Consider the following 14,382-nt stretch of genomic DNA (forward strand, 5'->3'; position numbering starts at 1 on the left):
GACGAGGCCCCTCACGGCTTGCCTACTGCTTCCCGCACAGCGAGACCAGCTTCTGCTCCTCCTCGGAGAGGCTGGGGCCGGGTGTGGGTGTCGGTGTGGGTGATGGCGTCGCTGACCCCGATGGCGTCGACGTCGGCGACGGTGATGCCTTTGACGTGAGGGAGGACCGAGTGGTTCCCGTGACCCCTCCGGCCTCGCCCTCGCCCGTCTTTGAGTTATTACGGCTCTCGGCCTCGCGGCGCTCAGCGTCCTTCTTGCACGCGGACGCCTGGGTGGAGAGCTCCTCGATCTTCGCCTGGGCGTCCTTGAGGCCGCCTTCGGCGATCGTGGCCTTGACCTGGTTCTGCTGGTACGGCGGCAGGTACTTGAGTTCGATCTCGGGGTGGTCCTTCGCGACCTTCGAGAGCGAGACCCAGGCCAGGTCCTGGCTGATGCCCTGGTAGAGCGCGACGTGGTCGTCCTTGGTGCCGACGTAGTACTGGGTCTGCGTCCACTGGTAGCCGCCGTAGGCTCCGCCGCCGATCACGGCGAGGGCGAGCAGGGAGTAGAACGATCTCTTCAGCCACCTGCCCTTCTTGCGGGGCTTGACGAAGTCGTCGTCGGTGTACGAGCCGAAGCTGTCGGAGGGGGCGTAGCCGGTGGTGTCGCCGGAGCCGGGCGGGCCGAACTCGCCGCCGCCCTGTCCGGGCGCCTGGCGGCCGAGGCTGGACGCGCGGCCGGCCGGGGTCTGCATGGCGCCGTTGTCCTGCAGCTGGTGCTGGTTCTCGGCGACGGCGCCCACCACGACGGGGGTGTCGGAGAGCTGGGCGGCCAGGGTGTCGCCGGAGTCGATGTCGAGGACGTCGGCCACGATGACCGTGATGTTGTCGGGTCCGCCGCCGCGCAGGGCGAGCTGGATCAGCTCCTGCACGGTCTCCTGCGGGCCCTGGTAGCTGGCGAGGGTGTCCTCCATCGTCTGGTGGGACACGACGCCGCTCAGGCCGTCGGAGCAGATCAGGTAGCGGTCGCCGGCGCGGACCTCGCGGATGGAGAGGTCGGGCTCGACGTGGTCGCCGCTGCCCAGCGCGCGCATCAGCAGGGAGCGCTGCGGGTGGGTCGTGGCTTCCTCTTCGGTGATGCGTCCCTCGTCGACGAGGCGCTGCACCCAGGTGTGGTCCTGGGTGATCTGGGTGAGGACGCCGTCGCGCAGGAGGTAGGCGCGGGAGTCGCCGACGTGGACGAGGCCGAGGCGCTGGCCGGTCCACAGCAGGGCGGTCAGGGTGGTGCCCATGCCCTCGAGCTGGGGGTCCTCCTCGACCATGGCGCGCAGCTGGTCGTTGGCGCGCTGTACGGCGGTGCCGAGCGAGGTGAGGATGTCGGAGCCGGGGATGTCGTCGTCGAGGGCGACGATGGTGGAGATCACCTCGGAGGAGGCGACCTCACCGGCGGCCTGGCCGCCCATGCCGTCGGCGATCGCGAGCAGGCGCGGTCCCGCGTAGCCCGAGTCCTCGTTGCCCTCGCGGATCATGCCTTTGTGCGATCCGGCGGCGAAGCGCAGTGACAGACTCATGCGCACCTCGCCCGTCGGCTCCGGGTACATCCGCACGGTGCCCACCCTCCGGTCGGGAGCGCGCCGGGGCCCGGAGTGTGGGCCGCCGTTGCGTGCTCGCTCCGCTCGCTCATTGTCGTACTACTTCCGCAGCTCGATGACGGTTTTGCCGATGCGGATCGGCGCTCCCAGCGGGATCGGCGTGGGGGTCGTCAGTCGGTTCCGGTCGAGGTACGTGCCGTTGGTGGATCCGAGGTCCTCGACGATCCACTGGCCGTCACGGTCCGGGTAGATCCTGGCATGCCTGCTGGAGGCGTAGTCGTCGTCCAGCACGATGGTGCTGTCGTGGGCGCGGCCCAGCGTGATGGTCTGCCCCTGCAGAGCGACGGTCGTGCCCGCGAGGGTGCCCTCGGAGACGACGAGCTTGGTGGGGGCTCCGCGGCGTTGGCGGCCACCGCCGCCACCGCCGGACTGCTGGCCGCGCTGCTGCGGAGGTGCCTGGCGCGCGACCTGCTGCGGCCGCGCGCTCTCACGCCTGGACCCGCGCTGGGTGACGCGCGTACCGAACAGGTCGCTGCGGATGACCTGCACGGCCACGATCACGAACAGCCACAGTACGGCCAGGAAACCCAGCCGCATGACCGTGAGGGTCAGCTCTGACATTGCCCCCGCTTCACCCTTCGGCTTGCCGGTAAATGATGGTGGTGCTGCCCACGACGATCCGCGAGCCGTCGCGGAGCGTAGCGCGGGTGGTGTGCTGCCCGTCCACCACGATGCCGTTGGTGGACCCGAGATCCTGGATCGTCGAGGGCGTTCCGGTCCGGATCTCGCAGTGCCGGCGGGACACGCCGGGGTCGTCGATCCGCACGTCGGCTTCGGTGCTACGGCCGAGCACCAGCGTCGGGCGGGAGATCTGATGGCGGGTGCCGTTGATCTCGACCCAGTGGCGCGTGCGACCGCCCGCCGCGGGGGCGGGCCGCTGGCCGTAGGGCGCGGCGCCGGGGCGGCTCCCGGGCGGCGGCGCGGACGGCATGGGCGGAGCGCCCGCGGGTGCGGCGGCCGGCGGGTAGCCGTAGCCGCCCTGGCCACCGGCGCCGGGGCGGCCGCCGGCCGGTGCGGACGCGGGGGCCTGCTGGTTGCTGGAGGAGGCGAGCGTACGGCTGCGTACCCGGTACAGGCCGGTGTCGAGGTCGTCGGCCTTCTCCAGGTGGACCTTGATGGGGCCCATGAAGGTGTAGCGCTGCTGCTTGGCGTAGTCGCGCACCATGCCGGCGAGCTCGTCGCCGAGCTGGCCGGAGTAGGGGCTGAGGCGCTCGTAGTCGGGCGTGCTCAGCTCCACGATGAAGTCGTTGGGGACGACGGTCCTGTCGCGGTTCCAGATGGTCGCGTTGTTGTCGCACTCCCGCTGGAGCGCGCCGGCGATCTCCACCGGCTGGACCTCGGACTTGAACACCTTGGCGAAGGTGCCGTTGACCAGACCTTCGAGGCGTTGCTCGAACTTCTTCAGGACTCCCATGGGGCACCTCCTCCGTCGCTGTCGTCCTGCATCCTGCGTCCGTACTGCTTACTGATCGTATCCACGCGCCGGGAAATCGGCTGGTTCCCCCTGTCGGCCCGGTCGACGGGTGTCGACGCCCACTGAAGTCCTCTGCCGGATTCCCTGCGGAGCACCCCTTCGAACTCTTCGTGGCGTACTCCTGCCGACGTTTCTGCCATGGATCGTAGAGGGGGTGCGAGACCAGTGTCCCGCACCCGGCTGTGGACCCTGCCCGCCTCATGGGGAGATGGCCGGGACCGGTACGAGGTTGATACGTGAACCGGGACACGTTGAGACACGGGCGGAGGTGTGGCGCTGCACACGGACGCGGGGCCGGCGGGCACGTCGGTAGGGGCCCGGGAGGGTGCGACAGGGTTTGGGGCGGCGGGGCCGGCGGGCGGGCGGCGGCGGGCGTCTCGTGGTGCGCGCGAGGGAGGGGGAAGGGGAAAGGCATGCGGACGCCGCTCTGACGAGGGGTGGAGGTTCGTCCTGGCGGCGGCCCGGGACAAGTGATGTGAACCCACCGTCTGCAGCGTGCTAATCTTCTGGATGTCGGAAGGCGCCGGCGCCGCAAGGAGCAGGAGCCCGAGGACACACCCAATGCGCGGGTGGCGGAATAGGCAGACGCGCTGGATTCAGGTTCCAGTGCCCGCAAGGGCGTGGGGGTTCAACTCCCCCCTCGCGCACAGCGAAGAACCGATGGAACGGGTCTTCACCACGGACGAAAGTCCTGGTGGAGGCCCGTTTCTCGTTGTGTTGGCAGGGGTGCGTGCGTTATCCGTGCGTGCGTATTCGTGCGTGCGGTGCGGGTGCGGGAGCGCCGGCGAGGTGCGTACTGAGGGGCGTGGGCTGTGGTGCTGCGGCACCACGACGGTCGCAGCCGTGGGCGCGGGTCGTGGGCGCGGGTCGTGGGCGCGGGCCGGGTTGGAGATGTGAGGCATCGCACGGCCGGGGCGGTCGTGCGGCAGGGCCCTGACCGTGACAAACCTCACGGTCAGGGCCCTGCCTCTGTGCGGGGTGTGTCCGGTCACCGCGGCTGCTAGCCGTGCCGCCGTGACCGGGCGCGGGTCACGCCGCAAGGCGCTCCGCGAGGGTCTTGGCCTTGGCGGCGGCATCCTCCAGGGCCTTGGTGCGCGAGGCCTCCGCGAGCGGGACCAGTTCGGCCATCTCGGGCCTGGACGCGGCCAGCGTCAGCTCGGGGACGATGAAGTCGACGTCCAGTTCGAGCATGTCCTTGAGGACGGCCTGCAGGTAGTTCTGCACGTACTCGTACGGCTCCCGGGGAGTGCCCGGCGCGTACGAGCCGCCGCGGCTGGCGATGACCGTCACCGGCGTTCCCTTGATCTTCGAGTTCTCGGCACGGGCGGTGCGCCCCATGAGGATCACGTTGTCCAGCCACGCCTTGAGGGTCGAGGGGATCGCGAAGTTGTACATGGGGGCGCCGATCAGGACCGCGTCCGCGCTCTCCAGTTCCTCGATGAGCCGCACACGCTCGGCGAAGGCCGCGGCCTGCTCGGGTGTGTGCGCGGCTGGATCGGCGAAGCCGGCGGTGAACGAGTCGGCCGTGATGTGCGGGACCGGGTCCACGGAGAGGTCGCGGTAGATCACCGTGCCTTCCGGGTGCTGCTCCTGCCAGGCCTTGCGGAAGGTGTCCGTCACAGCGCGTGAGGCGGAGGTGCCGACCGGGAACACGGAGGAATCCAGGTGCAGAAGGGTGGCCATGGGGTTCTCCAGCGCTTCTTGGGTTGCGTTTCGTGGGGCTTGCGTCTTTGGGGGCTGCGTCTGGGGGGGCGTTGCTTGGGCGTGCGTCTTTGGACGTGCGTTGCTTGGGGCTGCGTCGGTGCGGTGCAGTGCGGTGCAGTGCGGTGCGGTGCGGTGCGCTTGTGACGCTGCTGCACCTCCGTGCGTAACTATGAATAACACAGTCACTTACTTTTTTTCATCCCCTTGCGGGGGGTCAGTACCCTGGACCCATGGCGGAGCAGCAGGAGGGGCACGGCCCCGAGGCGTGCCGGAGGGTCGACGGCGGCATTACGCGTGTCTTCCAAGTGCTCGGGAAGCGCTGGACCGGCCCGATCGTGTCCGTGCTGATGCCGCGCCCCGCGTACTTCTCCGACCTGCGCAGGGCGATCCCGGGCATCAGCGAGCGCATGCTCTCCGACCGCCTCACGGAACTCGGCGCGGCCGGTCTGGTCGTGCGCGAGGTGGACGAGGGCCCGCCGCTGCGGGTGACGTACCGGCTCACGGAGGCCGGGGCCGCGCTGGAACCGGCGCTCAAGGAGCTCGAGATGTGGGCGGCGACGTATCTGCCGGAAGGTGCGCTGCGCAAGGCGGGCTGCTGAGGGCTGGACCTGGGACTGGACCTGGGACTGGGGCGGGAGACGGGGCGAGGACTGTGCCGCCCCGACGTTTGTCCACAGCCGGGAGTTGTCCACAACCGGGGAGTTGTCCACAACCGGGGAGTTGTCCACAGGGTCTGACGGGTTTCGGCCAGTGGCTGTACGGTCGTCCCGAGTTGATGTTCGTGCGCGGGGGAGGCGGTCGGAATGACCGAGGTCGATGCGGTGCCTCAGGCACAGGCTGCTGCCGGGGCGCGGGTGCCCTGGGTGCGTGGTTTCGCGCGGTGGCCCGAGGAGGGTGGCTCGCCCAAGGAGGAGGGGAAGACGCTGCGCGCGCGGGTGCGGCGCGGTGCGCACTCGGAGCTGACCCTCGACGCCGGCCGGCCCGACGCGGCGGCCGCGGTCGAGGAGTCCAACCGCGGTCGGCTCCCCGAGCTCACACCGATCCGGGTCGGCAGGATGGCGGCGACCCCCTTCGCGTTCCTGCGCGGATCGGCCGGCCTCATGGCGTACGACCTCGCGCGCACGCCGGTGACCGGCATAGGCGCCCAGATCTGCGGTGACGCGCACGCGGCGAACTTCGGCCTGTACGCGGACGCGCGCGGCGGACTGGTCATCGATCTGAACGACTTCGACGAGACCGTGCACGGCCCCTGGGAATGGGATCTCAAGCGGCTCGCCACCTCGCTCGTTCTCGCGGGCCGGGAGGCGGGCGCGGATGAGGAGCGATGCCGCAAGGCGGCGCACGACACGGTGGGGGCGTACCGCCGCACCGTGCGCCTGCTCGCCAAGCTGCCGGTACTGGACGCGTGGAACGCCATCGCGGACGAGGAACTGGTCTCCCACACCGACGCACACGACCTGCTCGGCACGCTGGAGCGGGTGTCGGAGAAGGCGCGGGCCAACACGAGCGGGCGGTTCGCGGCGAAGTCCACACAGGTGCTGGAGGACGGCAGCCGCCGCTTCGTGGATGCCGCGCCGGTGCTGCGCCGCGTGCCGGACGAGGAGGCCGCGGCGGTGGCGGCCTCCCTGGAGGAGTACCTGACGACGCTGTCCGAGGACCGCCTGCCGCTCCTCGCCCGGTACGCGGCGCACGACGTCGCGTTCCGCGTGGTCGGCACGGGCAGCGTGGGCACCCGCTCCTACGTCGTCCTCCTGCTGGACCACCGCGGGGAGCCGCTGATTCTTCAGGTCAAGGAGGCCCGTCCCTCGGCGCTGCTCCCGCATCTGGCGGCGGCCGGCTTCGAGGCGCCTGAGGTGCCCCACGAGGGCCGCCGGGTAGTTCTCGGACAGAAGCGGATGCAGGTCGTCAGCGACATCCTGCTCGGCTGGACCTCGGTCGAGGGACGCCCCTTCCAGGTACGGCAGTTCCGCAACCGCAAGGGCAGCGTCGACCCGGCAGCCCTCGCCGCCGACCAGATAGACGACTATGCCCGCATGACCGGCGCTCTGCTGGCCCGCGCCCACACCCACACCGCCGACCCGCGGCTCCTCGCCGGTTACTGCGGCAAGAGCGAGGAACTGGACGAGGCGATCGCGTCGTTCGCGGTCACGTACGCGGACCGCACGGAAGCCGACCACAGCGCGCTGGTGGCAGCGGTCCGGGCGGGGCGGATCGCGGCGGAACCGGGTGTGTGATGGGGCCGGGGTGTGATGGGACCGGGGCGTGGGAGGGGACCGGGGCGTGGGACGGGACCGCGACCGGGAGCGTGACCGACCGGCGCGGCTGAGCTTGTGGGCGTGCAGGCCGCCGGAATCGAGCGGGCTGGGCTCCGGTGGCGGGCAGGCTTGGGCCAGGGGCTGGGCCCGTCCTGCGGGATCGGGCGGCCGGTCCTTCGGTGTCGGGCGGCCCGTCCATCGGTGTCAGGCGGTCCGTTTTTCGGGATCGGGCGGGTGTGGCCGCCGGTCCTGCAGGGTCGGTGAACCTCCGTGGGCCATCGGGCCGTGGCCTACGCTGGTCGGGTGACGACCCCGGAAGCCGATCAGTCCCAGTCCGCCCCCCGAGCGGGAGGTCCGCAGGAGGAGGCGGCCGCGCCTGCGGAGGTGCCGTCCGGTGCTGCCGAGCAGGGTGGGCAGCACGGGAACAGCTCCGGCGAGCGGCGGCCACCGTTCACGGACCCCCTGGGCTCCGGCCATGACGCGGGTGGCTCCGAGGCGGCCGCGGATGACCGGAGCGGTTCCGGAGGGGTGGGGACGAGCGGAGTCGGCGAGTCCGGGGCCGCGCGGCCCGAGGAGCGGCTGGAGCGGGCCGTGCGTGCGGCCGAGCAGGCGCTGATCGAGTACGAGATCGCCGTCGAGACCTTCCGGGTCGAGGTGGAGAACTTCTCGCGGCTCCACCACCAGAAGCTCGGGCCGATGTACGCGCGGCTCGACGAACTGGACGCGCAGATCGCCGAGGCGCGGGCCGCCCGCACCGGCGCCCCGGAGGACATCCGTGCCGCCCAGGAGGCCCGCGCGCGGGTCATGCCGATGCCCGGTGTGGAGGAGCTGTTCCACGGCTGGATGGACTCGGACGGACTGTTCCCGGAGGCCGCGGCGATGCTCACGGACCAGCCGGTACGGCCCCCGGAGCGGGTACGCCCCAGCGAGGAGGCCCGCAAGCTCTACCGCGAACTCGTCCGCAAGGCGCACCCCGACCTGGCGCGGGACGACAGTGAGCGCAAACGGCGCGACGAGTTCATCGCCCGGGTGAACGCGGCGTACGGCCGGGGCGACGAGGCGCTGCTGCGGGAGCTCTCCGAGGAGTGGGACGCGGGTCCCGTTCCCGAGGAGCGCAGGCCGAGCCGCAGCGAGGAGCTCTACGCCCGCCTCGAATGGCTCGCCCAGCGCAAGGAGATGCTCACCCTGGTCGCCCGGGAGCTGGAGGAGGGCGCGATCGGTGCGATGCTGCGCTTGGCGCCGGACGATCCCGACCGCCTCCTCGACGAGATCGCCGAACAGCTCCTCGCCCAGGTCGCCGCACGCGAGGCTGAACTGGCGGAGCTGCTCGGCTAGGCCGCTCGGCCGGCAGGACCACGATCGCGGACCACGCGGATGCCTCGGCCCACACGGCGTCGTGCTCGGTCGGGTAGCGTCGGGTCCATGCATTTCGGAGCTGGTGTGCCCACGGTCGAGGTCGCGGACCTCGCGGACGGTGACTTTCTGCTGGATGTCCGTGAGGACGACGAGTGGCAGGCGGGTCACGCCGAGGGAGCGCTGCACATCCCCATCAGTGAGTTCGTGGCCCGCTACGGCGAGTTCACCGAGGCGGCACCGCGGGACGGGCGCGTCCATGTGATCTGCCGCAGCGGCGGACGCTCGGCACAGGTCGCGATGTACCTGGTCCAGCAGGGCATCGACGCCGTGAACGTCGACGGCGGCATGCAGGTCTGGGCGGCCAGCGGACGTGCGGTCGTGGACGAGAAGGGGCAGCCCGGCTTCGTGCTGTAGGCAGAGCTGGGGCGGGTCCGGCCCGGCCGGGCGGCGTTATCCGCGCGCCGGCCGGGCGTCACCCGAGGGGGTGCGTCGCCAGCAGGTCACCCAGGGCCTCCTCGTGCGCCGCCGCCGGGCCGAGGGACAGCTCCAGATGCTTGGCCCAGGCGTGGTACCGGTGGAGCGGGTAGTCGGTGTCGGCGCCGAAGCCGCCGTGCAGGTGCTGGGCCGTCTGCACGACCCGGCGCACGCCCTCCGAGGCCCAGATCTTGGCCACCGCCACGTCCCCCGCGGGCGGCAGTGCGCCCGCCGCCCCCGAACCGACGCGCCACGCCGCCTGCCACAGGGTCGCCTCCATCGCGCGCAGGTCGATGTAGCGGTCCGCCGCCTGCACGGCGACGGCCTGGAACGTGGCGATCGGGAACCCGAACTGCTCACGCTTCCCCGCGTACTCGCTGGTCATGCCGAGCACGCCCTCGCCCAGACCGAGCGCCAGCGCGCAGGTCCCCGTGGCCAGCAGCGCACGCAGCCACTCCCACGCCCCGTCGGCGTCGAGGACGTCCCGAGAGGAGAGCCTCACGGACTCCAGGCACAGCTCGCCGAGCCGCTCGCCCGATGTCGAGAACTGCTCCGCGATCACGACTCCCTCATGCACCCGGGGCACGAGCGCGAGCACGGTGCGTCCGGTGGCCGGGGCGTGTGCGGGGACGAGGACGAAGTCGGCGTTGTGCGCCCAGGGCACCGCCGTCTGCACTCCGTCCAGGACCCAGGTCCCGTCGCCCTCGTGTCGTGCGGTCACGGCGAGCTCGGCCGGGTCGTGGCCGGTCCGGCCGTTCGCCGCGACGGTCAGCACCGTCTCGCCCCGGCCCGCCCGCGCCAGCAGCCCGGCCTTCAGCTCCTCGCCGCCGTGCGCCTGTACGGCCACCGCGGCGGCCGTGCTCTCCAGCAGCGGCACCCGCGCCAGGACCTTCGCCGATTCGCGCAACACCAGGCACAGCGCGACGCTGTCCAGCCCCGCCCCGCCGTACTCCGGCTCCAGCAGCAGGCTCAACAGGTCCGCGTCGGCGAGCTTCGCCCACAACGCGCGGTCGAAGTCGTCGGCCACGGCACCGGGAGTGAGCGCCGGACTGGGCACCCCGTCCGGCGCGACCCCGGCGAACACCGCCTGAGCCGCCTCGACCGCCGCCTGCTGCTCCTCGGTGAAGGTGAAGTCCACGGTCCTGTCCCCTTCCGCCCCGACTTGACGGAGCGTCAAGATAGAACAGGTTCTAGAAGAAGGGAATGTCCAGGGAGTGTCTGTGGACAGTCCGTGGACTGACCGCGGGACGTTTCGGCCAGGTCCTCGCTCAGCGGTCGAAGTCCAGCTCCACCTTCTCCGTCGCTGGATGCGACTGGCACGCGAGCACGTATCCGGCCTCGGTCTCATCCGGTTCCAGCGCGAAGTTGCGGTCCATCCGGACCTCGCCCGCCACCAGGAAGGCCCGGCAGGTTCCGCACACGCCGCCCTTGCAGGCGTAGGGCGCGTCAGGACGGTTGCGCAGCACGGTGTCCAGCAGTGATTCGCCCTCCCGCACCTCCCAGGTCCCGCCACGGCCGTCGAGCCGGACGGTCACCGAACTGTGGGCAGGAGCCGGGGAGACCGGGACCGGCGCCGGTGCGGCGTCCACGTGGAAGATCTCCTCGTGGATCCGGGCCCGCTCCACGCCGAGCCCGCGCAGTGCGCGCTCCGCCCCCTGCACCAGGCCGAACGGCCCGCACAGGAACCACCCCGCCACCTTCTCCACCGGCAGCAGCACCGGCAGCAGCCCGCTCAGCCGCTCCTGGTCGAGCCGCCCGGACGGCAGCCCCGCCTGCTGTTCCTCGCGGGAGAGCACCGTCACCAGCTGGAACCGCTCGGGGAACCGGTCCTTGAGGTCGGCGACCTCCTCCAGGAACATCATCGAGGCCGACGTCCGGTCGCTGCGTATGAGGCAGAACCGCGCCCCGGGCTCCCGCGCCAGCAGCGTCGTCACGATGGACAGCACCGGCGTGATGCCGCTGCCGCCGACGACCGCCGCGTACTGTCCGAGAGCCGGCTCCAGGGTGAAGCGGCCCGCGGGGGTCATCACCTCCACCTCGTCGCCGGCGATGATCTCCTTCAGCGCGTAGGTGGAGAAGGCGCCGCCCTCGACCAGCCGCACCCCGACCCGCAGGGTCCGGGGGCCGTCGGTGCTGGGTGCCGGTGCCGGCGAACAGATCGAGTACGTACGGCGGATCTCCGTGCCGTCGACCGTGCGGCGCAGGGCCAGATGCTGGCCGGGGGCGTGCCGGTACTCCGCGCGGAGCTCCGGTGGCACGGTGAAGGTGAGGGCCACGGAGTCGTCGGTGAGCCGGTCGACCGCCGCCACCCGGAGTGTGTGGAAGCGGGCCATCACAACTCCTTGAAGTGGTCGAACGGTTCACGGCAGTCCAGACAGCGCCGCAGCGCCTTGCACGCGGTGGACGAGAAACGGCTCAGCAACTCGGTGCCGGCCGAACCGCAGTGCGGGCAGCGCACGGGGTCGGGGTCCCGTGTGTCCATGTCCCGTGTGCCCGCGTTCATGTCCGGCGCGGTCGTGCGGGTCGGGCCGAGGGTCACCGGGACCGCTCCGGAGGCCCGGCCCGTCCGTGGGGGCGCGATTCCGAACTCCCGCAGCTTGCGACGGCCTTCGGGCGAGATGTCGTCCGTGGACCACGGCGGAGTGAGCACCGTGTGGACGGACACCTCTCGGATGCCGTGCTCGTGCAGCACCCGCTCTATGTCGAGCGACATCGCCTCAATGGCGGGACAGCCCGTGTACGTCGGGGTCAGCTCGACCTCGACCGAGTCCTCCGAGCGGACGTGGACCGAGCGGACCACGCCAAGCTCCTCCAGGGTGAGCACGGGCAGCTCGGGGTCCGGCACGGAGCCGGCCAGCCGGAGCAACTCCGCCTCGAGGGAGGTCGCGGGCGTCGGCGAGGTCACCACGACGCCCCCGGGTGACTGCGGTGCAGATGCTGCATCTCGGCGAGCATCCGCCCGAAGGGCTCGGTGTGCAGGCCCTGCCGCCCGGCGCCCGCGCTCCACCCACCGGACTGCGGCCCTTCGGGAACGTCCAGCGTCGCGCGGCGCAGGACGGTGGACACGGAATCCAGCCAGGCGGCCCGGATCGCCTCCACGTCGACGTCGAGGCCCTCCACCGGCTGGAACATCTCACCGGTGAACCGCCACAGCGCCTGGCACGCCCGCTGCATCCGCTGGTGGCTGACGTCCGTGCCGTCGCCGAGCCGCAGGGTCCACTGCTCGGCGTGGTCCTGGTGGTAGGCCACCTCCTTGACCGCTTTGGCGGCCAGCCCGGCGAACGCGCCGTCCCCGGCGGCGAGACCGGCGTAGAGGAGTCGCTGGTAGGTGGAGAAGTACAGCTGGCGGGCGATCGTGTGGGCGAAGTCGCCGTTGGGCTGCTCGACGAGCTGGAGATTGCGGAAGGCGCGCTCCTCGCGCAGGTAGGCGAGCTCGTCCTCGTCCCCCGCCATCGACAGCAGCACCCTGGCCTGGCCCAGCAGATCGAGCGCGATGTTGGCGAGCGCCACCTCCTCCTCCAGGACCGGGGCGTGGCCCGCCCACTCCCCCAGGCGGTGCGAGAGCACCAGCGCGTCGTCGCCCAGGGCCAGGGCCGCGGCGCGGGGAACGGGACCACGGGGCCGAGGTGCCCTGGCCGCTGCCGCGGTCTCCGGTGTCTCCTTGGTGTCCATCGTGTCAATCATGTCCATCGTGTCCGTAGTGTCCGGCGTCTCCGTCACAGGTGCTTCACCCCCTCCGGGATCTCGTAGAACGTCGGGTGGCGGTACGGCTTGTCGGCGGCCGGTTCGAAGAACGGGTCCTTCTCGTCCGGTGAGGAGGCCGTGATGGCGGTGGAGGGGACGACCCAGATGGAGACGCCCTCGCCACGCCGGGTGTACAGGTCGCGCGCGTTGCGCAGGGCGAGCTCGGCGTCCGGGGCGTGCAGGCTGCCGGCGTGGGTGTGCGAGAGACCGCGGCGCGAGCGGACGAAGACCTCCCACAGGGGCCATTCGCTGGTGGTCATGCCGCCGCCTCCCCGCTCCCGGCCGCGCGCTTCTCGGCGTACGCCGCGGCCGCTTCCCGTACCCAGGCGCCCTCGTCGTGAGCTCGTCTGCGCTGGGTGATCCGTTGTTCGTTGCACGGGCCGTTGCCCTTGAGGACCGCCCAGAACTCCGTCCAGTCGATCTCGCCGAAGTCGTGGTGCCCGCGCTCCTCGTTCCACCTGAGGTCCGGGTCCGGGAGCGTGAGGCCGAGTGTCTCGGCCTGGGGGACGCAGATGTCCACGAAGCGCTGGCGCAGCTCGTCGTTCGAATGGCGCTTGATCTTCCACGCCATCGACTGCGCGGAGTGCTGCGACTCGTCGTCGGGCGGACCGAACATCATCAGCGACGGCCACCACCAGCGGTTCACCGCGTCCTGGGCCATCTCGTGCTGTTCGGGGGTGCCGCGGCTGAGGGCCAGCAGCAGCTCGTACCCCTGGCGCTGGTGGAAGGACTCCTCCTTGCAGATGCGGACCATCGCGCGCGCGTACGGCCCGTAGGAGCAGCGGCACAGCGGCACCTGGTTGGTGATCGCGGCGCCGTCCACCAGCCAGCCGATGGCGCCCACGTCGGCCCAGGTGAGCGTCGGGTAGTTGAAGATCGACGAGTACTTCTGGCGGCCGCTGTGCAGCTTGTCGAGCAACTCGTCGCGGCTGGTGCCGAGGGTCTCCGCCGCGCTGTACAGATACAGCCCGTGCCCGGCCTCGTCCTGGACCTTGGCCATGAGGATCGCCTTGCGGCGCAGGGAGGGCGCCCGCGTGATCCAGTTGGCCTCCGGCTGCATTCCGATGATCTCGGAGTGGGCGTGCTGGGCGATCTGCCGGACGAGCGTGGCGCGGTAGGCGTCGGGCATCCAGTCCCGCGGCTCGATGCGCTCGTCGGCCGCCACCGCGGCGTCGAACGCCGTCTCGTACGCCGCCGCGAGTGCGGTCTCGTCCGCCGGGCCGTCCGCCTCCGGCGTCCGGGTAGTCCGGTGCGCTGCTGTCGTCATCGGTCCCCCTCGACCCTCACTCCCTTGCTCCCGACCGATCGTTCGGTCCGCTCGGTTCAATGGTGGGGCGGCCCGCGTAAGGTGTCAACAGCTGTGGATAACTCATGGTCGCCGGTATTACTGGTCTGCTGATGCGACCGCTGTCGCCGGTGTGGCTGCGCCGGGTGGGCGGGCCTGAGTACCGTTCCGGTTGCGAACACCGCGGTACGGCGCCCGCGGCCGGACGAGGCGGCACGCAGCACGCCCTCGACCAGGCGGGGACGACAACGGACCGGGAGACGGGCAAGCGGGCCGGAACATCGGGAATCGGGGCGGAATGGACGCGTACGACGAGGGCGAGAACGCCTCGCACGGGCCGGACGCCCAGTGCGGGCCGGATGCCCCGGGCGGGCCGGACGCCCAGTGCGGGCCGCATGCCCCGTGCGAGCCGGACGCCTCGCGCGGGCCGGACACGTCCGACGGCTCCGCCTCGGATGTC

The 14,382-nt window shown here is 71.5% G+C and carries 14 protein-coding genes and 1 tRNA gene; 5 read left to right on the forward strand and 10 right to left on the reverse strand.

Features of this window, described 5'->3' with window-relative positions:
• Positions 1-22: 22 nt before the first annotated feature.
• The 3 genes from ACZ49J_RS08700 to ACZ49J_RS08710 form a co-directional block, all read right to left on the reverse strand.
• Positions 23-1,549, reverse strand: coding sequence for a Stp1/IreP family PP2C-type Ser/Thr phosphatase (locus ACZ49J_RS08700; RefSeq protein ID WP_468348435.1), 1,527 nt, complete (start codon positions 1,547-1,549; stop codon positions 23-25).
• A 120-nt stretch (positions 1,550-1,669) separates the two neighbouring features.
• Positions 1,670-2,191 (reverse strand): FHA domain-containing protein FhaB/FipA, encoded by a 522-nt coding sequence (locus ACZ49J_RS08705; protein ID WP_467446795.1) that lies wholly within the window; start codon positions 2,189-2,191, stop codon positions 1,670-1,672.
• 10 nt (positions 2,192-2,201) lie between these two features.
• Positions 2,202-3,044, reverse strand: a complete 843-nt coding sequence (locus tag ACZ49J_RS08710) for an FhaA domain-containing protein (RefSeq protein WP_467446796.1) — start codon at positions 3,042-3,044, stop codon at positions 2,202-2,204.
• A gap of 623 nt (positions 3,045-3,667) precedes the next feature.
• Here ACZ49J_RS08710 and ACZ49J_RS08715 point away from each other — a divergent pair.
• Positions 3,668-3,751: transfer RNA gene (locus ACZ49J_RS08715), tRNA-Leu, on the forward strand.
• Positions 3,752-4,133: 382 nt separating this feature from the next.
• Here the strand turns inward: ACZ49J_RS08715 and ACZ49J_RS08720 are convergent.
• Positions 4,134-4,787, reverse strand: coding sequence for an FMN-dependent NADH-azoreductase (locus tag ACZ49J_RS08720; RefSeq protein WP_467446798.1), 654 nt, complete (start codon positions 4,785-4,787; stop codon positions 4,134-4,136).
• A gap of 251 nt (positions 4,788-5,038) precedes the next feature.
• On the opposite strand from ACZ49J_RS08720, the gene ACZ49J_RS08725 reads away from it, so the two are divergent.
• The 4 genes from ACZ49J_RS08725 (at position 5,039) to ACZ49J_RS08740 (ending at position 8,833) form a co-directional block, all read left to right on the forward strand.
• A complete protein-coding gene (locus ACZ49J_RS08725) occupies positions 5,039-5,407 on the forward strand; it encodes a winged helix-turn-helix transcriptional regulator (protein ID WP_467446799.1) in 369 nt (122 codons plus the stop codon).
• A gap of 204 nt (positions 5,408-5,611) precedes the next feature.
• A complete protein-coding gene (locus ACZ49J_RS08730) occupies positions 5,612-7,042 on the forward strand; it encodes a DUF2252 domain-containing protein (RefSeq protein WP_467446801.1) in 1,431 nt (476 codons plus the stop codon).
• A 324-nt stretch (positions 7,043-7,366) separates the two neighbouring features.
• A complete protein-coding gene (locus tag ACZ49J_RS08735) occupies positions 7,367-8,398 on the forward strand; it encodes a J domain-containing protein (protein ID WP_467446802.1) in 1,032 nt (343 codons plus the stop codon).
• 105 nt (positions 8,399-8,503) lie between these two features.
• Entirely contained in the window at positions 8,504-8,833 is a 330-nt protein-coding gene (locus ACZ49J_RS08740; protein ID WP_467447196.1) for a rhodanese-like domain-containing protein, read from the forward strand.
• Positions 8,834-8,891: 58 nt separating this feature from the next.
• Here ACZ49J_RS08740 and ACZ49J_RS08745 read toward each other — a convergent pair whose 3' ends face one another.
• From ACZ49J_RS08745 to paaA, 6 genes are all read right to left on the reverse strand, one after another.
• On the reverse strand, positions 8,892-10,031 hold the full coding sequence (locus ACZ49J_RS08745; protein ID WP_467446803.1) for an acyl-CoA dehydrogenase family protein: 1,140 nt from the start codon (positions 10,029-10,031) through the stop codon (positions 8,892-8,894).
• A gap of 130 nt (positions 10,032-10,161) precedes the next feature.
• Positions 10,162-11,226 carry a 1,2-phenylacetyl-CoA epoxidase subunit PaaE gene (gene paaE, locus ACZ49J_RS08750; RefSeq protein ID WP_467446805.1) on the reverse strand — a complete coding sequence of 355 codons (1,065 nt, stop codon included), beginning with the start codon at positions 11,224-11,226 and terminating at the stop codon, positions 10,162-10,164.
• Positions 11,226-11,801 carry a 1,2-phenylacetyl-CoA epoxidase subunit PaaD gene (paaD, locus tag ACZ49J_RS08755; protein WP_467446806.1) on the reverse strand — a complete coding sequence of 192 codons (576 nt, stop codon included), beginning with the start codon at positions 11,799-11,801 and terminating at the stop codon, positions 11,226-11,228. The genes paaE and paaD overlap by 1 nt, the downstream gene beginning before the upstream one ends.
• On the reverse strand, positions 11,795-12,577 hold the full coding sequence (gene paaC / locus ACZ49J_RS08760; protein WP_468348444.1) for a 1,2-phenylacetyl-CoA epoxidase subunit PaaC: 783 nt from the start codon (positions 12,575-12,577) through the stop codon (positions 11,795-11,797). The genes paaD and paaC overlap by 7 nt, the downstream gene beginning before the upstream one ends.
• A gap of 32 nt (positions 12,578-12,609) precedes the next feature.
• Positions 12,610-12,897, reverse strand: a complete 288-nt coding sequence (paaB, locus tag ACZ49J_RS08765; protein ID WP_467446809.1) for a 1,2-phenylacetyl-CoA epoxidase subunit PaaB — start codon at positions 12,895-12,897, stop codon at positions 12,610-12,612.
• Positions 12,894-13,904: a 1,2-phenylacetyl-CoA epoxidase subunit PaaA gene (gene paaA, locus ACZ49J_RS08770; protein WP_467446811.1), complete on the reverse strand. Its 1,011-nt coding sequence runs from the start codon at positions 13,902-13,904 to the stop codon at positions 12,894-12,896. Before paaA ends, paaB begins: the two co-directional genes overlap by 4 nt.
• Between the last annotated feature and the right edge of the window lie 478 nt (positions 13,905-14,382).

The organism is Streptomyces sp. NPDC030840 (genome assembly GCF_055572015.1).